Origin of the sequence: Streptomyces sp. MK37H (assembly GCF_018035285.1) — a bacterium.
Classification (GTDB): domain Bacteria; phylum Actinomycetota; class Actinomycetes; order Streptomycetales; family Streptomycetaceae; genus Streptomyces; species Streptomyces endocoffeicus.
The window spans coordinates 1-20,954 of sequence record NZ_JAAAYH010000018.1 but is presented as its reverse complement, the minus strand read 5'-3'; the positions used below and the strand labels follow the sequence as shown (position 1 = coordinate 20,954).

At 71.3% G+C, this 20,954-nt stretch carries 24 protein-coding genes; 12 read left to right on the top strand and 12 right to left on the bottom strand.

What is annotated here, in order from left to right:
- Positions 1 to 150: 150 nt before the first annotated feature.
- Entirely contained in the window at positions 151 to 414 is a 264-nt protein-coding gene (locus GWI24_RS04885; RefSeq protein ID WP_210944651.1) for a hypothetical protein, read from the bottom strand.
- 293 nt (positions 415 to 707) lie between these two features.
- Between GWI24_RS04885 and GWI24_RS04880 the strand changes: the two genes are divergently transcribed.
- The 6 genes from GWI24_RS04880 (at position 708) to GWI24_RS04855 (ending at position 6,073) form a co-directional block, all read left to right on the top strand.
- The gene (locus GWI24_RS04880) at positions 708 to 1,949 is read left to right on the top strand and encodes a PP2C family protein-serine/threonine phosphatase (protein WP_210944650.1); all 1,242 of its coding nucleotides are present in this window, start codon (positions 708 to 710) and stop codon (positions 1,947 to 1,949) included.
- A 14-nt stretch (positions 1,950 to 1,963) separates the two neighbouring features.
- Entirely contained in the window at positions 1,964 to 2,485 is a 522-nt protein-coding gene (locus tag GWI24_RS04875; RefSeq protein WP_210944649.1) for a hypothetical protein, read from the top strand.
- A 58-nt stretch (positions 2,486 to 2,543) separates the two neighbouring features.
- Positions 2,544 to 3,272 (top strand): transporter substrate-binding domain-containing protein, encoded by a 729-nt coding sequence (locus GWI24_RS04870; RefSeq protein WP_210944648.1) that lies wholly within the window; start codon positions 2,544 to 2,546, stop codon positions 3,270 to 3,272.
- A gap of 128 nt (positions 3,273 to 3,400) precedes the next feature.
- Complete coding sequence (locus GWI24_RS04865; RefSeq protein ID WP_210944647.1) at positions 3,401 to 4,024, top strand: hypothetical protein; 624 nt, start codon at positions 3,401 to 3,403, stop codon at positions 4,022 to 4,024.
- Positions 4,025 to 4,121: 97 nt separating this feature from the next.
- Positions 4,122 to 5,378 (top strand): lipase, encoded by a 1,257-nt coding sequence (locus GWI24_RS04860; RefSeq protein ID WP_247615896.1) that lies wholly within the window; start codon positions 4,122 to 4,124, stop codon positions 5,376 to 5,378.
- Between the two features lie 260 nt (positions 5,379 to 5,638).
- A complete protein-coding gene (locus tag GWI24_RS04855) occupies positions 5,639 to 6,073 on the top strand; it encodes a DUF6069 family protein (RefSeq protein WP_210944646.1) in 435 nt (144 codons plus the stop codon).
- A 68-nt stretch (positions 6,074 to 6,141) separates the two neighbouring features.
- Here GWI24_RS04855 and GWI24_RS04850 read toward each other — a convergent pair whose 3' ends face one another.
- Positions 6,142 to 6,384, bottom strand: a complete 243-nt coding sequence (locus GWI24_RS04850; protein WP_210944681.1) for a hypothetical protein — start codon at positions 6,382 to 6,384, stop codon at positions 6,142 to 6,144.
- Between the two features lie 83 nt (positions 6,385 to 6,467).
- Between GWI24_RS04850 and GWI24_RS04845 the strand changes: the two genes are divergently transcribed.
- The 3 genes from GWI24_RS04845 (at position 6,468) to GWI24_RS04835 (ending at position 7,852) form a co-directional block, all read left to right on the top strand.
- A complete protein-coding gene (locus GWI24_RS04845) occupies positions 6,468 to 6,707 on the top strand; it encodes a nuclear transport factor 2 family protein (RefSeq protein WP_308343469.1) in 240 nt (79 codons plus the stop codon).
- A gap of 101 nt (positions 6,708 to 6,808) precedes the next feature.
- Positions 6,809 to 6,961: a hypothetical protein gene (locus GWI24_RS04840; protein WP_210944644.1), complete on the top strand. Its 153-nt coding sequence runs from the start codon at positions 6,809 to 6,811 to the stop codon at positions 6,959 to 6,961.
- Positions 6,962 to 7,039: 78 nt separating this feature from the next.
- The gene (locus GWI24_RS04835) at positions 7,040 to 7,852 is read left to right on the top strand and encodes a response regulator transcription factor (protein WP_210944643.1); all 813 of its coding nucleotides are present in this window, start codon (positions 7,040 to 7,042) and stop codon (positions 7,850 to 7,852) included.
- Between the two features lie 66 nt (positions 7,853 to 7,918).
- On the opposite strand, the gene GWI24_RS04830 is transcribed toward GWI24_RS04835, so the two are convergent.
- Positions 7,919 to 8,803, bottom strand: a complete 885-nt coding sequence (locus GWI24_RS04830) for an SDR family oxidoreductase (protein WP_210944642.1) — start codon at positions 8,801 to 8,803, stop codon at positions 7,919 to 7,921.
- A gap of 110 nt (positions 8,804 to 8,913) precedes the next feature.
- Between GWI24_RS04830 and GWI24_RS04825 the strand changes: the two genes are divergently transcribed.
- The gene (locus GWI24_RS04825) at positions 8,914 to 9,486 is read left to right on the top strand and encodes a TetR/AcrR family transcriptional regulator (protein WP_210944641.1); all 573 of its coding nucleotides are present in this window, start codon (positions 8,914 to 8,916) and stop codon (positions 9,484 to 9,486) included.
- A gap of 46 nt (positions 9,487 to 9,532) precedes the next feature.
- Here the strand turns inward: GWI24_RS04825 and GWI24_RS04820 are convergent, their stop codons facing one another.
- Positions 9,533 to 10,339 (bottom strand): alpha/beta fold hydrolase, encoded by an 807-nt coding sequence (locus GWI24_RS04820; RefSeq protein ID WP_210944640.1) that lies wholly within the window; start codon positions 10,337 to 10,339, stop codon positions 9,533 to 9,535.
- 61 nt (positions 10,340 to 10,400) lie between these two features.
- Here GWI24_RS04820 and GWI24_RS04815 point away from each other — a divergent pair, with 61 nt between their 5' ends.
- Complete coding sequence (locus tag GWI24_RS04815) at positions 10,401 to 10,829, top strand: MarR family winged helix-turn-helix transcriptional regulator (protein ID WP_210944639.1); 429 nt, start codon at positions 10,401 to 10,403, stop codon at positions 10,827 to 10,829.
- 36 nt (positions 10,830 to 10,865) lie between these two features.
- Here GWI24_RS04815 and GWI24_RS04810 read toward each other — a convergent pair whose 3' ends face one another.
- Positions 10,866 to 11,552, bottom strand: coding sequence for a DUF899 family protein (locus GWI24_RS04810; RefSeq protein WP_210944638.1), 687 nt, complete (start codon positions 11,550 to 11,552; stop codon positions 10,866 to 10,868).
- Positions 11,553 to 11,729: 177 nt separating this feature from the next.
- Between GWI24_RS04810 and GWI24_RS04805 the strand changes: the two genes are divergently transcribed.
- Positions 11,730 to 13,853: a SpoIIE family protein phosphatase gene (locus GWI24_RS04805; protein ID WP_247615894.1), complete on the top strand. Its 2,124-nt coding sequence runs from the start codon at positions 11,730 to 11,732 to the stop codon at positions 13,851 to 13,853.
- A gap of 13 nt (positions 13,854 to 13,866) precedes the next feature.
- On the opposite strand, the gene GWI24_RS04800 is transcribed toward GWI24_RS04805, so the two are convergent.
- The 7 genes from GWI24_RS04800 to GWI24_RS04770 all read right to left on the bottom strand — a co-directional run bounded on the left by GWI24_RS04800 (position 13,867) and on the right by GWI24_RS04770 (position 20,737).
- Positions 13,867 to 14,778 (bottom strand): LysR family transcriptional regulator, encoded by a 912-nt coding sequence (locus tag GWI24_RS04800; protein ID WP_210944637.1) that lies wholly within the window; start codon positions 14,776 to 14,778, stop codon positions 13,867 to 13,869.
- A 72-nt stretch (positions 14,779 to 14,850) separates the two neighbouring features.
- Entirely contained in the window at positions 14,851 to 16,203 is a 1,353-nt protein-coding gene (locus tag GWI24_RS04795; protein ID WP_210944636.1) for an MFS transporter, read from the bottom strand.
- A 60-nt stretch (positions 16,204 to 16,263) separates the two neighbouring features.
- Complete coding sequence (locus GWI24_RS04790; protein WP_247615893.1) at positions 16,264 to 17,433, bottom strand: M20 family metallopeptidase; 1,170 nt, start codon at positions 17,431 to 17,433, stop codon at positions 16,264 to 16,266.
- Between the two features lie 8 nt (positions 17,434 to 17,441).
- Entirely contained in the window at positions 17,442 to 18,116 is a 675-nt protein-coding gene (locus GWI24_RS04785) for a DUF1028 domain-containing protein (protein ID WP_210944635.1), read from the bottom strand.
- Positions 18,113 to 18,595: a RidA family protein gene (locus tag GWI24_RS04780; protein WP_247615892.1), complete on the bottom strand. Its 483-nt coding sequence runs from the start codon at positions 18,593 to 18,595 to the stop codon at positions 18,113 to 18,115. The genes GWI24_RS04785 and GWI24_RS04780 overlap by 4 nt, the downstream gene beginning before the upstream one ends.
- Before the next feature lie 17 nt (positions 18,596 to 18,612).
- Complete coding sequence (locus GWI24_RS04775; RefSeq protein ID WP_210944634.1) at positions 18,613 to 19,908, bottom strand: NAD(P)/FAD-dependent oxidoreductase; 1,296 nt, start codon at positions 19,906 to 19,908, stop codon at positions 18,613 to 18,615.
- Positions 19,901 to 20,737, bottom strand: a complete 837-nt coding sequence (locus GWI24_RS04770) for a hypothetical protein (protein WP_210944633.1) — start codon at positions 20,735 to 20,737, stop codon at positions 19,901 to 19,903. The genes GWI24_RS04775 and GWI24_RS04770 overlap by 8 nt, the downstream gene beginning before the upstream one ends.
- Positions 20,738 to 20,954 lie beyond the last annotated feature (217 nt).

Below are 20,954 nucleotides of genomic sequence, written 5' to 3'. Positions count from 1 at the left end.
TCCAGCACTGGAGGACGAACAAGCAAGGGGTGAGGTTCAAAAACGTGTCCGAATCTCACAAGATCGCTCCACAACCGGCACAGCACCCCGGCTGCCGACACGGTGCGGCGGGAGCGGTCGGCACACCAGACAATCCGCCCCCGCCCGGCGCTAGGCGTCCGCTCGCCTCCGCGCCCGGACGCGGTCGAAGGACCACGCGCCCAGGCCCGCCAGCACGGCCGCTCCGAGTCCGTACAGCGGCAGCCACCGGGTCGTGGTGGACGCCAGGCAGTGGGCGACGGGCTCATGACGGTGGCCGGCCCGCGCGTACGCCAGGGCGGCGCTGTCCCGACCGGCGAGGTTCGCCAGCGACGCCTCCGTGCGGAGACTCTCGTACGTGCCCAGCGCCCGGCAGTGGCCGCGGGTGCCCGGCATCGGAAAGAGCCACGCCGAGCGCTGCAGCACCGGGGCCAGGGCGATCGCGGCGCGATCGATGTGGTCCTCCGGGCCCCTTGAGCGTGGAGGTCGTCCACGGCCTCTCCTCCTCGTCCGAGGCCACCAGTGTTCGCGCGGAACGCACCCTTGCGCCCGACGCCATGCCGGACCGGCCCGCGAGCCGCCCGGTTGGCGCCCTCGGTGATCGGCGAGCCGACAGTCCGTCGCTCAGGGCGGGCCGCATAGTCGAGAATCGGAGATGAGGCAGGGGCCGGGCCGGACAGGAGAAGGTTGTGAGCACACCGCGGATCGACTACCGGGCGGTGTTCGCCGTCACGCCGAGCCCATACCTGGTGCTGGCCCCGGACCTGGTGATCGTCGAGGTCAACGAGGCCTATCTGCGGGCCACGGGCCGGACCAGGGAGGAGCTGATCGGCCACTACCTCTTCGAGGTCCACCCCGACAATCCGGCGGACCCGGACGCCGACGGGGTGCGCAATCTGGACGCCTCTCTCCAGCGGGTCCTGCGCTTGAAGAGGACCGACACGATGGCGGTGCAGAAGTACGACATCCCCGTCTCCGGGCGTCCGGGAGTGTTCCGGGCCAAGTGGTGGTCGCCCATCAACACACCCGTCCTCGGGCCCGAAGGAGAGGTGCGGTGGATCATCCACCGGGTGGAGGACATGACGGAGTTCGTGCTGACCCGCTCGCTGCGCCCGAGGCCCGAGGAGACGGGCGGGGAGCGCGAGGCGATGGAGGCCGAGCTGTACACGCGGGCGCGGGAACTCCAGCGCCTCAACGAGGAACTCCGCGAGGCCCACGACCGGGAGCGCCGGACCGCCCTCACCCTCCAGGAGGCCATGCTGCACTCCCCGGACCTGGCTGGACACCGCGAAATCGCCGTGCGCTACATGCCCGCCGCCCGGTCGCTCAACGTGTGCGGAGACTGGTACGACGTGGTGGACCTGTCCGCGGACACCTTCACCGTCGCGGTCGGCGATGTGGTCGGCCACGGCCTGGAGGCCGCCGCCGTCATGGGCATGCTCCGCAGCGCCCTGTCCGCCGCCGTCCGTGCCATCAGCGAGCCCGGCAGAGCGATGGACGTCCTGAGCCTCTACGCCCGCACCTTCGAGGGCGCGCTGGCCACGACCGCGGCCAAGGCCGTCGTCGACACCCGCCACCAGCGCATCACCTACACCAGCGCCGGCCACCCGCCACCCGTCCTGGCCCGCCCGGACGGCACCGTCGACCTGCTCGACCAGGCCACCAACCCCCCGCTGGGCCTTGTCACCGACCACCTCCCCCGCCCGCAGGCCACGGTGTCCTACGCCCCGGGCGACACCCTCGTGCTCTACACCGACGGACTCATCGAACGCCGTGACGAGGACATCGACGTCGGGCTGCGCCGCCTCACCGACACCCTCGCCCGCCACACCTCTCTCGGCCCCGACCAGCTGGCCGACACCCTGCTCACCCGCCTCGGCGTGGCCGACGGCGGACGCGACGACATCGCCCTGATCGTCGTCCGTCTGTGAGATCCAGCCTGGTCATGCGTCGGCCCGTGCCCGTGGCCCGGCGCGGCCCCGGGACCCGCGCCGTACGCGATGTCCCCTTCCTGGCCCTGATGAGCACCACGGCGCTGCTCTCCCTGTGCCGGCCACTCCTGTCCAGCGGACTGCCCCTGTGGCTGCAGTACCGGACCGCCGCCCCGGTGTGGCTGGCGCCGGTGACCGTGGTCGTCAGCTCCCGGTTCATCGCCCTGTACCAGGTACGCGTCACCCGGCAGGGGGAGAGTCTGCGCGGCGCCGTCCGCTCGACCCGGAAGGCCGCGGCCGCCCTGGGGGTCTGCTGCATGCTGTTCGCCGCCGCGGCCTGGCCCGCACACGCGCCGCTCGCCTCCCCCGTCGTCCTGGCCGGTCGCGCGGCGCACATCCCCGGCGAACTGCTCTGCCGCCGGGCGTTGCGGGGCGCGGAGGGCCGGGGTTGCGGCCGGGCCTCCACCACGCGACGGATCGGGCCGATACGGGTCCCCAGAATCCTCTGGGCCTCTTGGTCGCCCGGAATCCGCTGACGCTCCTGGCCCCCTCTCGGCGAGGCCGAGGAGCGCCGACCGTTCCTAGACTCGGCCCATGGAGATCACCGACAGCACCGCCCTCGCCCGCGACCTCGCCCCCACCGGAGTGCTCCGCGCCTCCATCAACCTCGGCAACCCCGTCCTCGCCCAGGGCACCCCGGAGGCGCCCGGCGGTGTCACCGTCGATCTCGCCCATGAGCTGGCCCGGCGCCTCGACCTGCCCGTGGAGTTCGTCTGCTTCGACGCGGCGCGCAAGTCCTACGAGGCCATGGCCACCGGCCACGCCGATCTGTGCTTCCTCGCCATCGAACCGGCCCGCGAGGCGGAGATCGCGTTCACCCCTCCGTATGTGCATATCGAGGGGGTGTACGCCGTCCCGGCCGAGTCCGCACCGCGCACACCGGAAGACGTGGACCGTCCGGGCATCCGTATCGGGGTGAAGCAAGGCTCCGCCTACGACCTGTACCTCACCCGCACCCTGCGCCACGCCACCGTGGTCCGGGGCCCGGAGGGCGTGGACGTCTTCCACGCCGAGAAGCTGGAGGCCGCGGCGGGAATCCGGCAGCCGCTGACCGCACACCTCGCCGAACGACCCGAAATGCGCCTGATCGAGCCCGCGTTCATGACCATCGGGCAGGCCGTCGGGACAACGAGAACACGCCGTCCGGAGACCGTGCGCTTCCTGAGCGAGACCGTGGCCCACCTGACGGCCTCCGGGTTCGTCGCCGAGGCGCTCAGCCGGTCCGGACAGAACCCGGCACTGGCCGCGCCGACGGAGCGATGAACGACGCGGGGCGTCATTCCCTTGGAACCGTTCGGTTACAGAACATGCATGCCATGCGCACCGTTCTATACAAGGATTCCAGCCGTCGCCACGCTGAGCTGGCTCAACGGAAGGTACGGGGGAATTCCATGCATCGTGCCATCGCGACCGCCGCGGCGGTCGTCACACTCACCGCCACCCTTGTGGCATGCGGCGGTTCGGACGGGGACAGCGACAAGGCCGGGCCCACGAAGAACACCGGCTCCAGCAGCGCCGCCGAACCCGGCGGTGAGCAGACGCCCGACGCCGTGCCCAGCAGCGCGGGGCCGCCGGTCGGCAAGCTGGGCGACACCCTCGCTCTGGAGGGACTGGCCGGCAACCTGGACACCAAGGGCACGGTCCGGGCCGACTTCACGTTGAAGAAGTACATGGACCACGCGCGGGCGGCGGTCGACTACTTCAAGGCTCCCGCCGGGAAGCGCCTGGTCGCAACGGAGTTCACGATCGTCAGCACCGGGACGGGCACCTACCACGACAGCGGGTACAACGGGGCCAAGGTCATCGACTCGACCGGGCAGGGGTACTTCGGCAAGCCCGGGTCCCCCACCGTCGGCGAGTCCCTGGACCTCTCCTTGATCCTCCAGCCGGGCGAGCGGGCCAGCGGTTGGGTGATCTTCGAAGTGCCGGAGAACGCGAAGATCACGGCCGTGACGTACCAGATGGACGCGACCGGGCTCGACGAGGAACGCGTGGGCAAGTGGAACCTCGGCTAGTGCCGCGACACCGGTGTGACCACTCGGTGGAATTCCAGGGGACACCTCCGCCTCCGGACGGAGGTGTCCTCGCGGGTGCCGGGACAGAGTTGGCCGCATGCGAATCCACGCAGGTATCACCACCGCAGTGGCGGCCCTTGCCCTCTCGCTGCTCGTCGGCGCGGGTACGGCCGCACCCGCCACCGGCCCATCTGATCCCTTACCCGAGCCCGTACACGATCGTGTACGCGAGCCCGTGCGCTTCGAACTGCCCTCACCGACGGGACGGCAGCCGGTCGGAGTGACCGAACTCCATCTCGTCGACCACGCCAGAACCGACCCCTGGGTCACCGGCACGCACCGGGAATTGATGGTCAGCGTCTGGTATCCGGCGCGTTCGGCGAGCGGGTCCCCCCGCCAGCCCCACATGCCGCCCGGCACCGCCCGTGCCGTGGACGAGTCGGGCTCGTTCGGCCTGGCACGTCCCGGCGAGGTGGACTGGGCCGCCACACGCACGGACGCCGCCACCGCCGCCCCGGCGGACGGCCACGCACCTCGGCCGGTCGTGCTGTACTCGCCCGGCCTCGGGGTCACCCGCACGCTGGGAACCTCCACCGCTGAGGAACTCGCCAGCCGTGGCTATGTGGTGGTCACCATGGACCACACGCATGAGACATCCCCGGTCGAGTTCCCCGGCGGCCGCGTGGAGCTGCAAAAGGACCCCTTGACCGATCCCGCGAAACGCAAGCAGGCCATCGAGACCCGTGTCCGCGACACCCGCTTCGTCCTCGACCAGTTGGCCGTCCTGCGGGACGGCGGAAATCCCGATGCCGAGGGGCGCCGTCTGCCCCGCGGCCTGGGCAGGGCGCTCGACCTGACCCGGGTCGGCATGTACGGCCACTCGGCCGGCGGAATCACCGCGGCCGAGGCCATGCGCACGGACGACCGCATCGACGCGGGCATCGACATGGACGGCACGCTCAAGTACAACAGCACCGAATTCCTGCCGGTCGCGCTGGAAGGGCTGGACCGTCCGTTCATGCTCATGGGCAAGGCCAATCAGACCCACCTGAACGAGCCGTCCTGGCAGTCGCTCTGGGACCACTCGACCGGCTGGAAGCGCGACCTGAGCCTCGAACGGGGCGCCCATTTCAGCTACACCGACGCCCAGACGATCGTGCCCGCACTCGACGGACGCCTGGACATCCCGGCCCAGAAGCGCGAGCAGTACATCGGAACCGTGGACCCCACCCGCAGCACCGCCGCCCAGCGCGCCTACCTCACCGCGTTCTTCCACCAGCACCTGCGCGGCCGACCACAACACCTGCTGGACGGGCCTTCCCCGTCCCACCCCGACGTGCGCTTCGTCCGGTAGGCGACACGGCGGCAGCAGCGGTGGTGCTGTACGGGTCCTTGCCGCGATCGGAGTCGTAGGCGCATTCGAAGCCCCCGGGACACTCCCCAAGACCTCGGGGGCTTCGCCATGTCTGCCGGTGGCCGGCCCGTGGCCGGAAGCGCGCCCTCCGAAACGATCAACGAGCAGAATGACGTGGCCCTAAACGGCCCCGCACTCCTGCCCCACCCGGCCCGCGGGGCTGCTCACCACGCACTTTCCCCATCGACGGAAGAAGTTCCATGACCGACACCGCATCCACCCGCCCCACCGCCGCCATCGCCCGCCTCGTCATACCCGCGGCCCTGGCCGCGGCGGTCGCCGTCCTCGTGGGCTACCTGATCTTCGACGCCGCCGGAGCCGACTTCGACGTCACCATGTCCGGCACCGAGAGCACCGTCACCGCGGTCCAGGCGTGCCTCGCGGCCTTCCTGGTGAGCCTGGTCGGCGGCACCGCCGCGCTGCTCATCGCGCGGCGCACGGCCCAGCCGACGCGTACCTTCGCCGCGATCGTGACCATCGCCGTGGTGCTGTTACTCGTCGGGCCGCTGGTGGGCGCCGACCAGGCCCTGACCGTCGTGGCTCTCGAAGTGCTGCATCTGCTCGCGGCGGCAGCCGTGCTCCTCGTCGTCCTGCCGCGCATCGGCACGACCACCACCACGTCGACGGACGCCTGACCGCGTCGCACCCGTGAGTGCCCTGCGGATCCTGGACCCATGCGTGCCGCGTCGCCGCATGCACGAGTTCAGGGTCGGGGCACGTGGCTCAAACTCCCCCGCGGGAACAGCCACCGGTAGAAGGGCGTCGCGCGGAAACCGTCCCCGTGCCTTCCCGGCCGGGTGAACGCCAGCTCGGTGGCGTCCACGCCCTCCGGCCGCAGCCCTTCCAGAACCGGGCTTCCGCTACATGCGACGGCGGTGGTGGCGCTGCGGTGCGGGACGAACACCCCGCCGGGCTTCACCAGCCGCTCCCGGGCGTCCCGCAGCACCGAGCCCGCCCCCCTCGGAGCCGCCGAGCGTGCCGATGATCTCCGAGACACACATCTCGACGGGTTCGGGGAGCTCGATCTCGGTGAACAGCCCCCGCTTCTTCGTGCGCGACGTCGCCGTCACCTTCCACGGTTTCCACGCCGATGGTGACCGGGCGATCGTGGAGGAGACCATGACGGCGACGCTCGCGAACGGCGACCACTACGCCAATGACTACTGCTTCGTCTTCGAGCTCCGGGACGGGCTGATCCACCGGGTCCGCGAGTACATGGACACGGCGCGCGGGCACCGCATGGTCTTCGACGAGCTTCCAGCGCAATGATCCCGTTCGACAGGCGCGCGGGCGACTCTCGGGACGACCGGTGGTCACAGAAACCTCAACAGGCCGCCGCACACACCTACTTCTTGGCATATGTTGGACCGATGAGTTCACATGACCTGGAGCCCCGGCCTCCGTCCCCGCTGGTGGAAAAGATAGACAGCGCGCTGGCAGTACTGATCATCGTCGGTATCGCCGGCGGATCGTTCTGGCTGGTCTCGGGCCTCACCTCGTCCTACATGGTGCTCTTCAGCTGACGCGACCGCGCCCAGGCTGTGCCGGCTACCGGCCGGCCCGGGCGTGGAAGCACTCACCGAGGCGGTGAGCAGGCTGCCATGGCTCGCGTCGGAGCCGGATACGGTGGTGCCGAAGACGCCGCCCTCTGCCATGTTCCACCCCAGGTGCAGCCCGATCGGCAGCCACGGGGAGCGGGGCGCCGCGTAGACCGAGCCGAACAACAGGCCCGCCTCGACCGCGATGGCCAGCGGGCCGGTTACGCCACGATCTTCTCGGCCCGGCCGGACATCGAGGTGGTGGGCGAGGCGGGCAACGGGCAGGCCGCGGTCGAGGCGGCAAAGGCGCTGCGGCCCGATGTCGCCGTGATGGGCATCCGGATGCCGCTGCTCGACGGGATCGAGGCCACCCGGCAGCTGGCCGGCCCCGGCACGACGCCCAGCACACGGATACTCGTGGTCACCACGTTCAACGTGGACGCGCTGGTGTACGAGGCGCTGCGCGCCGGTGCCAGCGGCTTCCCGCTGAAGGACGCACCGCCGGCGGAACTGGTCAACGGCGTACGGACCGTCGCACGCGGCGAATCACCGCTCGCGCCCGCCGTGACGCGCGCGCTCATCGGCGAGTTCGCGGGCCGGGTGCGCGCGGCGGACGACCCGGCCCCCACCCCGGGCCCCGGGCCGGACGCGGCGCGCGAGCGGGAACGGCCGAAGGTCCTCACCCCGCGCGAGTACGAGGTGCTGAGGCTGATCAGCACGGGCCTCGCGAACGCGGAGATCGCGGCGGAGCTGGTGCTCGGCGGGGAGACCGTCAAGACGTATGTGTCCCGCATCCTGACCAAGCTGGACCTGCGCGACCGCGTCCAGGCCGTCGTCCTCGCCTACCGGGCGGGAGTGGCCCCGGGCCGGCGCTGAGCGGGCGGCCGGCACACGGCGCCGCGCCCGGCCGCCCGGCCCCCGCCCCGGCCACGCCCGTCGGCGTCAGTCGGTGGTGAAGTAATGGCCGTCGTCGAGGTCGGCGATCAGGCCGGGGTGGACCGGCTCCCAGTCCAGCAGCCGCCTGGTGTCCGCGTTGGGCATGGTGATGTCCATCGTGATGAACGGGAAGCCCGTGAAGTGGTCCGCGGCCCGTTCGGCCGGGATGCTCACGGCCGGGACGTTCAGGTGGCGGCCGATGGTCTCGGCGATCTCGCGCACCGTGATGCCTTCTTCGGCCGCGGCGTACAGCTGCGAGCCGGCCGGGGCCTTCTCCAGCGCCAGCCGGTAGAGGCGGCCGACGTCCAGGGTGTGACCGGCGGGCCAGCGGTTGGTGCCGTCGCCGACGTAGCCGGACACGCCCGTGTCGCGGGCGATCTTGATCAGCATCGGAATGAAGCCGGCCCTGTCCCGCGCGCTGTGCGTCACCGGCGGGATCGCGACGAGCACGGTCCGCACACCGCGTTCGGTGAGGTCTTTGATCACGCGCCCGACGGCGGAGCGGGGGTTGGCGTCTATCACCGCGTCGCGCTGCGCGTCGCCGGTGTGCGTAAAGCCGACGCCGATGAGGGTCTTGCCCGTGCCGGCCAGCGCGTCGCCGAGTGTCCGCACCACGGCCAGGTCGACTGCCACCGCGTCCGCGAACTTCCCGGCGGGGATGGCGTCGTGATTGAACGCGAGGTGGACGACCGCGTCCGCGTCGGTCGCGGCCTCGCGCAGACCGTCCAGGTCGTCGAGGTCGCCGCGGCGCACCTCGGCGCCCAGGGCTTTGACGGCCTCGGCCGAGGCGTCGGACCGGGCCAGGCCGACGACTTCGTGTCCGGCCCGGATCAGTTCGGGTACCACGGCCGATGCGATGTGGCCGCTGGCACCGGTGACGAAAACACGCATGCGTAGCTCTCCTGGAGGGATGCTCCGCCGGGCGGAGCGAAGTGATGTGACTTGGTACCGTCACCATAGCCGAAGTGACGGTACCAAGTCACATCACTTATGCTGTGCGCATGGCTCGATGGGAACCGAACGCGCAGGAACGGCTGGTGCGCGCCGCACTGGAGCTGTTCACCGAGCAGGGCTACGACGCCACCACCGTCAACGAGATCGCCGATCGAGCCGGTCTGACCAAGACCACCTTCTTCCGGCACTTCCGCGACAAGCGGGAGGTGCTCTTCGCCGGCCAGGACACGCACACTCGACTCCTCGCCGACGCGATCGACGCGGCGCCCGGCCCGGCCACACCGCTCGAAGCGGTCCGCGCGGCCCTCGACGCCCTCACGGCCACTTTCACCGACGACCGCCGCGAGGTCGGCGCCAGGCTCCGCCCGGTCATCGCCGGTCACACCGAACTGCAGGAGCGCTCCGCCCTGAAGCGCGCCAAACTCGCCGAGGCCGTGACGGACGCACTCCACAAGCGCGGCGTATCGGAACCGACCGCGAGCCTCGCCGCCGAACTCGGCATCCGCGCCTTCTACGACGCCTTCGACCAGTGGGCCGATCCGGCGAGCAAGCAGACGCTCACCGCACTCACCCGTCACACCCTCGACGAACTCCGCGCCGCGCTGGTCGCACTCGGCTAGAGCTCGTCCACTGGAACTCGTCCACCAGAGCTCGTCCGCCCGGACTTCAGGTGGCGCTGGAGTCGGCCGTGCGGTGGGCGTGGGCGTCGATCAGCGCGAGCGTGGCTTCGGGCTGTTCGATCTGGGGCAGGTGGCCGGCTCCGGGGATGACTTCGAAGTGGGCGTTGCCGAAGGCCGCGGCGTAGGCGGCGCCGTAGGCCGGTGTGACCACGCGGTCGCTCTCCCCCCACAGCAGGAGTGCCGGTGTATCCACACGGCGCAGGCGGCGGAGCAGTTTCGCGTCATGCATGTACGGCTCGCCCGCGAGAACGCGCATGATGGCCATGTTGGCCTGCCGGATGGCAGTTTGATCAGCCGGTATGTCGGCGGGGTCCACGTAGTAGCGGTCCGGGTCGTGCCAGGAATGCTCCGCCACACCGCGGGCGTCCAGGGCGAAGAAGTCCGTGATCGGCTCGCCGGGGATGCGCACCCCGACCGCATCGATCAGGACGAGGCCGCTGATGACACCCGCGGTGTCGCGTACCGCCATCTCGGCCGCGATCCAGCCGCCGAGCGAGGAGCCGATGACCAAGGCGTCACGCAGGCCGCGGTCGTGCAGGAGGTGCAGGTAGGTCAGGGCCAGATCGTCCACGCCGGTCAGCCAGTCGGGGCGAGGCGTCCCCTCCCAGCCGGGATGCACGGGCGCGAGCGTGTGCGCGGTGCGCGAGAGATGCGCGGCGATACCGGCGACCGTCGCGGGCCCGCCGCCTCCGTGCAGGACGAGCACCGGGCGGCCGGTGCCCGACTCGGAGAGGGTGAGGTCCAGGTCGTCGCACGCGGCCGCATGGGCAAGGGAGTTCATGTCCGTTGTCATGGATCAGACTCTAACTAAGCTTCTTTAATTAAGCTAGTTTCATTGCGGGTAGACTTACGGCATGGATGCTGATCTGCAGGTTTTGGGGCGCGCGGTCAAGCAGGCGCAGTACCGACAGCACCGAGCGCTGGACAGTGCGCTGGGCGAGGTCGGTACGACACTGGCGCAGTGGGACGCGCTGCGCGCCATCAGCGGCCGGCCCGGAGCGTCGGCACGCGAGCTGGCCGCGGTGACGTTCCAGAGCGAGCAGGCGTTCGGAGCGCTCGTGGGCCGCCTGGCCGCCCAGGGACTGGTGGAGCGCAGGCCGGGCCACGGACGCCGCATCGAACATCGCCTCACACCCGCCGGCGAACAGACTCTGGCCGCCGGCCACCAGGTCAGCGAAAAGGTCCTCGAGGAGTGTTTCTCGCCTCTCCCGTCCGCGGACCGGGCCACCCTGCTCGACTTGCTGCGACAGCTCAACGAGGAGGCCCCGCCCTCATCAACCTGACTGCCGGACGCGTAGTCGAGCGTCCCGTTCTCGCCCTCATGTGCCCTGGCCGTAGAGCGCGGCGATGTCCTCGGCGCCGGCCCACCGGCTGTAAGTGGGCTGCTGCGGCCACCCGTCGGGCGAGTCCTGCCATTCCTCCTGCCGCCCGTACGGCAACAGGTCGATCAGCGCGAAGGAGTGGCTGAGCTGCTCGGTGCCACGGCCGTTGGTGTGCCAGGTGCGGTAGACGGTGTCGCCGTCGCGCAGGAAGACATTGACGGCGAATCCGCCGCCGGGCGGGGCGCCGACGTCGGTACCGAACGGGCTGTTCGCCGTGGAGTACCAGGCCATCGCGTTCCCGACCCGCCGCTTGTAGGCGAGTGCCTCGTCGATCGGGCCCTGGGTGACGATGACGAACCGGGCATCGTAGTCGCCCAGGAACTCCAGCCTGGTGAACTGCGAGGTGAACCCCGTACAGCCAGGGCACTGCCACTGCTCGCCGGGGAACCACATGTGGTTGTAGACGATCAGCTGCTTCCTGCCGTCGAAGAGGTCCACCAGCCGAACCGGTCCGTCCTCGCCCTCGAGGGTGTAGCCGGGCATCTCGACCATCGGCAGGCGGCGGCGCTGGGCGGCGATCGCGTCGAGTTCCCGGGTCGCGGCCTTCTCCCGGACACGCAGCGCTTCCAGCTCACGCTGCCAGGTGTCGGCGTCCACGACGGACGGCAGTGCGTTGGTGGTCATGCCAGGGTCCCTTCCTGATCAGGTGTGTGGTGTGCGATGTGTAGGTGTAGACCCCGCTCGGTCGTCGAACTCATCGGTGGTCGGCCACTCCGATCGGCGAAGCCCCGGCCACCGCCCAGGCGCGTTACCCTTTTGGCAGAGTATCGACCGATATCGGTGGCTACGGAGGGTGTCGGGATGGCGCGTAGAGCCGGGGCCGATCCCGAGGCGAAGCGGATACCGGCCGGCTTCGCGGGCGTGCCCGAGGCACCCGCTCCGGCCCTCGCTCTCCTGGGCTCCGACGGCACCATCCTGGCGTGGGGAGAGGGCTGCCGGCGGCTGCTCGGGCACCGCGCCGAGGACATCGTGGGGCTGCCGGTGCGGGAGCTGCTGGAGACCCCTGTCGAAGCGGTGCGGTGGTCCTCGGCTCCAGGAGACATGGGCAAGCGTGGCGGCCGGCGGGCCGCCAACGCCGTCGTGAAGGTCAGGCACCGGGACGGCGAGCGCTTCCGTCTGACGGTGGAGACCATCGCGCTGACCGGCGGAGACGGTGAGAGCTGCTGGTTCGTCGCCATCACGGAGGCACCGGACGGAGTGCGGACCGCCGACGCCGAAGCGGCGCTTCTGGACCGGTCACCGCTGGCCGTGGCCGTGTGGGACACACGCACACGGCTGCTGTGGTCGAACCGGGCCTGCCGGGAGATCGTGGGGCGCTCCGCGGTGGACCCGCCCACCCGGTCCACGCGGCGCACCGTGCGCGGTTTCCGGACCACCATCGAGCCGGTGATACGGCGGGTGCTGACCTCGCGGAAGCCGGTCCGCGACCATGTGCTGCGGTGGGTGTCGCCGGAGCACGGCCGGGAGGTCGTCTTCTCGTCCTCCGTCTTTCCCCTCGCTCCCAAGGGCGGTGGCCCACTGGGTGTGTGCACCGTCTCGTTGGTCACCAAGAGCGGGGAGCGCGAGCGGCTGGCGCTGCTCGGCAGGGCGGCCAACCAGATCGGCACCACGCTCGATGTGATGACGACCGCGCAGGAACTCGCGGACATGGCCGTCCCCGCCCTCGCCGACTACGTCACGGTGGATCTGGCCGATGCCGTCCCGCTGGGCGGGGAGCCACTGAAGCGGATGTCCGAGGCCCCCTCCGGCATCCCCGTCTTCCGCCGCGCGGGTCAGGCCTCCATCCACGGCGGTATGCCCGAGGCCGCCTTCCTGGTGGGGGATGTGGTGTACGTACCGCCCGGATCGCCGTTCCTCACCGCGCTGTACGGGGACGAGTCCTACTTCGAGCCGGCCATGAAGACCGGCCCGGGGACATGGCTCGACCGTGACCCCCGGCGCAGACAGCTCATCCACGACACCGGCATGCACTCGGTGATGATGATCCCGCTCAGGGCCCGCGGCACTATCCTCGGCATCGCCGTGTTCACACGGACCGACAACGCCGTGTCCTTCTCCCAGGACGATCTGCTGCTGGCGGAGGAACTCTGCGTCCAGGCGGCGCTGAGCCTGGACAACGCCCGCCGCTACGCACGGGAGCGGGCCGCCGCCCTCGCCCTGCAGCGCAGTCTCCTGCCGCAGGAGCTGTCGGGCGGCGCCGCGGTGGACCTGGCCTGCCGCTATCTGCCGTCGGACCGGCACGAAGGGGTGGGCGGGGACTGGATGGACGCCATCGAGCTGCCGGGCGACCGGATCGCCCTGGTCATCGGCGATGTCATCGGCCATGGCGTCAACGCCGCCGCCGCCATGGGCAGGATGCGCACCGCGGTCCACACCCTCGCCGCCCTCGACCAGCACCCCGCGGAACTGCTCGACCATCTGGACAAGGTCACCGCCCGGCTCGCCGAGACGGGCACCTGGTCCCCGGGGTACTCGTCGATCACCGGCGGAACCTGCCTCTACGCCGTCTACGACCCGGCCACCCGCATCTGCACCCTGGCACGCGCCGGGCATCCGCCACCGATGCTGGTGGCCCCCGACGGCCACGCCAGGATCGCCGACACACCGGTGGGCCCGCCGCTCGGAATCGGCACCGGACGCTACGAATCCGTCGACCTGGAACTCCCCGGGGGGAGCCTGCTCGCCTTCTTCACCGACGGGCTGGTGGAGACCCGGCACGGCGACATCGACGCCGGTCTTGACCGGCTGCTCGCCGCGCTGCAACGCCCCTCGGCAAGCCTCGAGGACCTGTGCGCCCGCGTCATCGCGAGGATGACCACGGACGCTCCCCCGGAGGACGACATCGCTCTCCTCATGGCCCGGACACGCGCCGGCGACGGTGGCCGGGCGGCCACCCACGGGGAGCACCGCGGGCCGGCCGCCTGACGCACACCGTCCGTCACGGGATCGTGGGCGCGGCGATCTCCCGCAGCAGCCCCATCACGGCCCGGGCGCGGGCGGTCTGGGTCATGCCCTTCACCGAGGCGATCTTGACTTCGAGCGGGGGGCTTCCGTCCCGCAGTTCCAGTTCCGCGATCTCGCCGCCGCCGTAGGTCTGGCTGGTCGCCGGCCGCTGGTTCAGCACGGAGTATCCGAGCCCCCGGGCCACCAGGGAACGCACCGTTTCGTAGCTCCGGGTGCGGTAGCGGACATCGGGCGCGGTGCCGGTGGCGGCCACCAGCGAGCGGAAGTAGTCGCGGCTGTGCGGCAGGTCGAGCAGGACGAGGGGTTCCGCGGACAGTTCGGCCAGCTCCACGGTGCCCTGCCGGGCCAGCGGATGATCGGCCGGGACGATGACGTAGGCCGGGGCCCGCGCGATCGTCTCGCCGCGCAGGTCCGGCTCGGCCGACAGACCGAGGCCGTAGGTGAGGGCGAAGTCGATGCGCCCCGCGCCCAGGGCCTGGACGAGCTGATCCGTCTCCGCCTCCACCACGTCGATCTCGATGCCCGGGTAGCGGCGGGTGCATTCGCTGAACAGGGGCGGCAGGTAGTACGGGGCCAGCGTCACGAAGCAGCCGACGGCCACCGGCCCGGAGATCGTCTCGCCGTCTCCCCGGGCCTCCCGCTCGACCTCACGCGCGCGGGCCAGCAGCTCCCGCGCGTGGCTCTGAAGCCTCTCCCCCGCGGGCGTCAGGGTCAGTCCCCGGCCCCTGCGGCGGATGAACAGCTGCACCCGCAGGTCGCGCTCCAGGTTGTGGATGGCCGCGGACACGGCGGACTGCGCGATGTGGAGCGCCCCCGACGCCTCCGTCATCGAACCGCGCTCGGCGGCGACGAGGAAGTAGCGGAGTTGCAGGAGGGTGAAACCCACCGGTGACGTCATACGTGACCCCCGCGCCTGGTGATCGGTGCCCGTGCCGGTGCCGACCCTATGCGGCGGCGCCTATGGGTGCTCAGGGGGCGCGTCGGCGACGTCCTCGGGGCGCAGCAGGGCGGAGCCGGTGGTCTCCTTCAGGGACAGGGCGGCGATGAGGCCGCCGGCGGCGAACACCATCAGGTAGGGGCCGGGCAGCAGGGTGCTGCCGGTCGCGGAGATGAGCACGGTCATCAGGTACGGCACCGTGCCGGCGAACAGGGCGGCGGTGAGGTTGTAGGCGATGGACAGGCCGCTCTGGCGGGTGCGGGTGGGGAAGATCTCCGCCGACCACACCGCGTAGGTGCCGAGGATCGCGGCGAGGATCACGCCGAGCAGCAGACCGGCGATCCAGGTTCCGGCGAGCCCGGTCCGCATGAGGAGGAACGCGGGGGTGGCGGCGACCAGAAGGGCCGCGGTGGCGCCGACGAAGACCGGTTTGCGTCCCACCCGGTCGGACAGCAGCCCGAACACCGGGACCAGCACCAGCCCCAGCAGCGAGATCACCGTGGACAGCAGGGCGGCGCTGCCGGCCGAGTGCCCCAGGTGGTCGGTCTCGTAGGTGACCAGGTACGTCAGCACCGCGTAGAAGGGCACGTGCATGGCCGCCATCAGGCCCGCCGCCTGGAGCAGCTGCCGCTTGTTGTGGCGGAGCAGCTCCCGTACGGGGGTGCGCGGCACGGCGTCGTTGGCCTCGAGCGTCCGGTACTCGGGGGTGTCCTCGATCTTGTTGCGGATGATGAAGCCGATGACGCCGAGCGGCGCGGAGACGAGGAAGGGGACGCGCCAGCCCCACGAGGTCAGCTGGGCCTCGTCGAGCCCGGTCGACAGCAGCAGGTAGAGACACGAACCGGCGAGGAAGCCCAGCAGGGAACCGACCTCCAGCCAGCTCACCCCGAATCCGCGACGGCGCCGGGGGGCGCTCTCGGCGAGGAAACCCGCCGCGCTGCCGAACTCGCCGCCCGCCGCGAATCCCTGGACCAGGCGCAGGATCACCAGGAGCACCGGGGCGCCGACCCCGATCGCGGCGTAGCCGGGGAGCAGGCCGATGGTCAGGGTCGCGCCGGACATCATGAAGATGACCAGCGACAGTGTGCGCTTGCGGCCGATCCGGTCGCCGAGCGGCCCGAACACCATGGCACCGATGGGCCGGATGCCGAAGGACACGGCGAACACGGCGAATACGGCGAGCAGTCCGGTGGTGCCGTTCTCGTCCGGGAAGAACACGGTCGCGACCGTACCGGCGAGATAGGCGTAGGCGGCCCAGTCGAACCAGTGCACGAACACGCCGACGGCTCCCGCGGCAACGCTTCTGCGCAGTGCGACGGCGTCGGTGGCCACCTCGACCTCGGTCGTGGTGACGTCGGTGTGAGTGGTGGGCATTGCGCGCCTCCTTGGGGATGGGGTGGAAGAAGCCTTCAGCTGTGCGGGTAGCCGCCTCGGTCAGTGGCTCGCGTATCGGGCCGGGCTCCGGTCCACACCGGTCCAGGCCAGCGCCGTCGCCCCGTCGAGCAGGGCCCGCTGGGCCGCCCCGCCCACGCAGAACGCGGCGAACTCGTGCTGGTGGTTGGTGGCGGGCAGCGAGCCGATACCGATGTAGGGGTGGATGGCGGGCACCACCTGCGAGACGTTGCCCATGTCGGTGGAGGCGCGGTTCATCCGGGCGGCCTGCCCGGGCGGCGCGAACTCCCGCCCCAGGGCGAGGGCGTTCGCGCGGTAGTGCCCGAGGGCGGCCTCGTCGTTACGGAACTCCGCGTACGGCTTGCTCTCCGGCTCGGTCTCCAGCTCGCACCCGGTGGCGAGGGCGCCCGCCTCGAAGGCCCGCATGACCCGAGGTTCCAGCTCGGCCAGTTCGGCGAGGGTTTCCGCCCTGACGTACCAGCGGCCGGTGGCCCGCTCCGGGATGGCGTTCGGGGCGTCCCCGGCGTAGGTCACCACGCCGTGCACCCGGGCGGAGGACGGCAGTTGCTGGCGGAGCAGCCCGATGGCGACCTGGGCCACGGTGAAGGCGTCGGCCGCGTTGATCCCGGCCTCGGGGTAGGCCGCGGCGTGCGCGGACCTGCCGGTGTAGGAGATCTTGGAGTGGCTGACCGCGAACGGACGGGCCTCGGCGACGTCCACCGGCGCCGGGTGCGCCATCATCGCGAGGTCCACCCCGGCGAAGGCGCCCCGGTCGAGCATCTCGATCTTGCCGCCGCCGCCCTCCTCCGCCGGGGTGCCGTAGACCTCGACGGTGAGGCCCGCGTCGTCGGCGACGGCTGCCAGGCCCAGCGCGGCGCCGACCGAGCTCGCCGCGATGAGATTGTGCCCGCACGCGTGACCGAGGCCGGGCAGCGCGTCGTACTCGGCGCACAATGCGATCCGGACCGGCCCGCTGCCGAACCGGGCGCGGAAGGCGGTGTCCAGACCCAGGTAGGACGAGATGACCTCGAATCCGGCGCGGTCCAGCAGCTCGGGTACGGCGGCCGCCGCCCGGTGTTCCTCCCAGGCGGTTTCCGGGTCGGCGTGCAGCCGCTCGGAGAGCCGGATCAGCTCCTCGGCGTGCCGGTCGACCTCATGCCGGGAGGCCTCTTTCAGCGGCCCCAACGTCCCCATCGCCTCCATCGCCGCCATCGCCGCCATCACCGATCGCCCGGGACGCCGTACGAGGGGGCGGAGGCGGGATCGAGCCCACGGCGTACGTAGTCGTCCCGTTGCGGCAGCCAGACGGCGAGGAGTTCGGCGAGCCGGTCGACGGGGTCGTCGGCCCAGTCCACGCGCAGATCGGTCACCCGCCAGTCCACGTCCGCGACGACCGCGAGGCCCGCGGAGTGCACCGGCCCCTCCTCGCCACCGGCCGCGACGGCCGCCTTCAGGGCGATGACCAGCCGCTCCTCCAGCTCCCCCGGGGCGGCGGAGTACGCGTCGAGGAGGACGCCGGGGATGTGCTCGCCGCACAGCATGTTCCCGGCCGCCACCGCGCCCTCGGCGGTGGCCGAGGCGTACGTGCCCAGGGTGTGCGAACCGCTGTAGGCGAACCCGGGCCCCGAGCGGCCCACCACGGTCAGCTGACGGTAGGCGATGGACTCCGCGTTCCGCGCCGCGCCGGTGACACCGGCCAGGGCGCGTTCCGCGTCGCCGTGGTCCGCCAGCCCCTCCAGCAGGCTTGTGCCGAGCGTGGGGTCGGTGATGTTCTGCGAAGCCGCCGCGCCGACCCCGGGCCGCAGATGGGCGACCCGGGCGGCGACCGCCGGACTGGACGAGCTGGCCACGATGCCGAACCGCTCGCCGTCGCGGACCACCAGGGAGAACGTCATGCCTGCTCCTCCTCGGGGATCACGGCGACGGCGTCGATCTCGCACAGCCACTCCGGACGGGCCAGGGCCGACACCACCAGGCCGGTTGAGATCGGGTGGACGCCCTTGGTCCAGCGGCCCACGGTGCGGTACACCGCCTCGCGGTAGCGCGGGTCGATCAGATAGATGGTCAGCTTGACCAGGTGTTCCATCCGGCTGCCCGCCTCTTCGAGCAGCGTCTTGATGTTCGCCATGGCCTGTTCGGCCTGCGCCTCGGCGTCGCCGATGCCCACGGACTCGCTGGTGTCGAGGTTCTGGCCGATCTGGCCCCGGACGTACACGGTGTTACCGGCGACGACGGCCTGGCAGAGGTCGTTGTCGAGGTTCTGCTCGGGATAGGTGTCGCGGGTGTTGAACGGGCGGATCCGGGTGTGCCCGCCGGCGACGATCGGGGCCCTGACGGCCTTCGCCCGGCGGCCCTCGCTCGTGGAGGTCATCATCTGCTCCTCGTTGCTGCTCAGTTCTTCCAGGCGGCCGGCGTGGCGCCGGGCCGGTCGCCGGCGCCGTACGCGAGGTAGCCCCGCTGGGTCGCGATGTGGTCGGCGACGTATCGGGCGTCGTGCCAGACGCCCCAGATGAAGCTCGATCCGCGGCGGGACAGCCAGGGCAGGCCCAGGAAGTAGACGCCGGGCTCGGACGACACGCCGCGCCGCTGGTCCGGCCGGCCGTGCTCGTCGAACGCGTCGACCTCGAGCCAGCTGTAGTCGGTGGCGAAGCCCGTCGCCCAGACGATCGAGGTGACCCCGGCCCCGGCCAGGTCGAGCTCCAGCCGGGGGTCGGCCACGCCTGCCGGGTCCGGCCCGAGGACGTGGGCCTCCGGCTCCTCGGGGAGGTCGAGCCCATTGCGCTCGACGTACTCGTCGGCCGCCCGGAGGAGTTCGAGGTACTTGACGTCGCCGAGCGCGATGTTCGTGGCGAGATCCGGCGCGAAGCGCAGCACGCCGCCGTCGTAGGACGCGGTCAGACCGACGAGCTCGATGCCGTCGGCGGCCAGGGCACGGAAGTCCACGGTGTGGCCGCCGCGCGCGCCACTGACCGCGATGGTGACGTGTTCGGCCCCCTGCGGAGGCGTCTCCGCGTCCCAGCGCCCGAGCACACCGAGCCACCAGCAGAAGTCACGTCCGCGGTACTCGCGGGCGGGGCGGTCGTGCGGACCGACGGAGAGGAAGACCCGGCGGCCGGACCGGCGCAGCTCATCGGCGATCTGCACCCCCGAGGACCCGGCCCCGACCACGAGGACCGCGCCCTCGGGGAGCTGCCCCGGATTGCGGTACCCGCTGGAGTGGAGCTGCACGGGGACGGCGCCGTCCGGGACGATGGGCGGGATCACGGGCCGCTGGAACGGTCCGGTCGCGGCCACGACGAAGCGCGCGTCGATGGAGCCCTCCGACGTCTCGACCCGGAAGCCGGGCCGACCGGGGGGCTTGCGCACCGAGGTCACCTCGACACCGCATCGGATCGGGGCACCGATCTTCTCGGCGTACGTGACGAAGTAGTCCGCGATCTGGTCCTTCGAGGCGAAGGCATCGGGGTGGACGCCGGGGTCGACGTCGGAGAACTCCAGCCCCGGGAACCGGTCGTGCCACGCGGGCCCGTTCGCCACCAGGGAATCCCACCGCTCCGACCGCCACCGCTCGGCGATACGGTGCCGCTCCAGGACGATGTGCGGCACACCGTGAGCCCCCAGGTGCTCGCTCATCGCCACGCCCGCCTGGCCCGCCCCGACGACGACTACTTCGGTCTCTTCACTCAACGTTCATCCTCCACTCAGGCGGTGGTCCATCCCGGTGTCGCGTGGACCGGGCCACCGCACGAGGGATCCTTGGACATGGCCGTAGTTCTGTCCAACAGATGTTTCCGTGGTAGGCGATCTGATTTATAGATTCAGAGACTCGACCGAGGACCGGGGCCAGGCCGGCGATGATCGCCGCCGCGACCGCCAGCAGGCCGAGAGCGGTCGGCAGCCCGACGACCGCCGACAGACCACCGATGACCGGAGAGACCAGCAGCCAGCCGAGGTTTCCGGCGAAACCGACATGGCCCATCACCCGAGCCGAGTCGGTGAACGCGCCCACGGTGGTGAACGCGCCCATGGTGGTGAACGCGCCGGGGAAGACCGCGCCGATCCCGGCACCCGCGACGACGAGCGCCGCCAACGTCACCCCGGGCCGTCCCAGCAGCAGGGCCGCGGTCAGCACGGCCGCGCAGCACAGGGTGCCGATCCGGATCAGCCGGGCCTGCCGCGCCGGTTCCCCGTCCGGCAACAACCCGCGGGCCGCCACCACGGACACGACGGCAAGCAGGACGGCCACGGACACCAACTGCGCCGTCAGCGCCATACCGAGGGACGCCGTGGCCACTCCGGCCGGCCCGCCGGCGACGGCACCGATGCCGCGAATGGCGTGCATGGAGTTGATCAACGCGCGCCCGTACCGCCGCCGCACGGAGACCGCCTTGGTGTTCATCGCCACGGAAGTACACCCGTCGGCGGCGCCGAGCAACAGCAGCACGCCCATCAGCGACCACGCGGAATGCGCGGCCGGGACGAGGCCGAGCGGCAGGCACAGCACCGCAGGCGCCAACGCGCTCACCGTACGGCCGCCAAGACACCGCACCCGCGTCCAGGACCCGGTGACCCCCACCCGGCCCGATCAGCACCTCGGTCGGCAGACCGGCCGACGTTCCTCAGAGCGTCGGCCACCCGGGCAAACATCGCGCGGGACTAGATCATCTTATCGAGTTAATGTCAATGGCTTCTCAGGGCCGACTGGGCGCACCAGCCGCTAGTGTTCCTGCGGA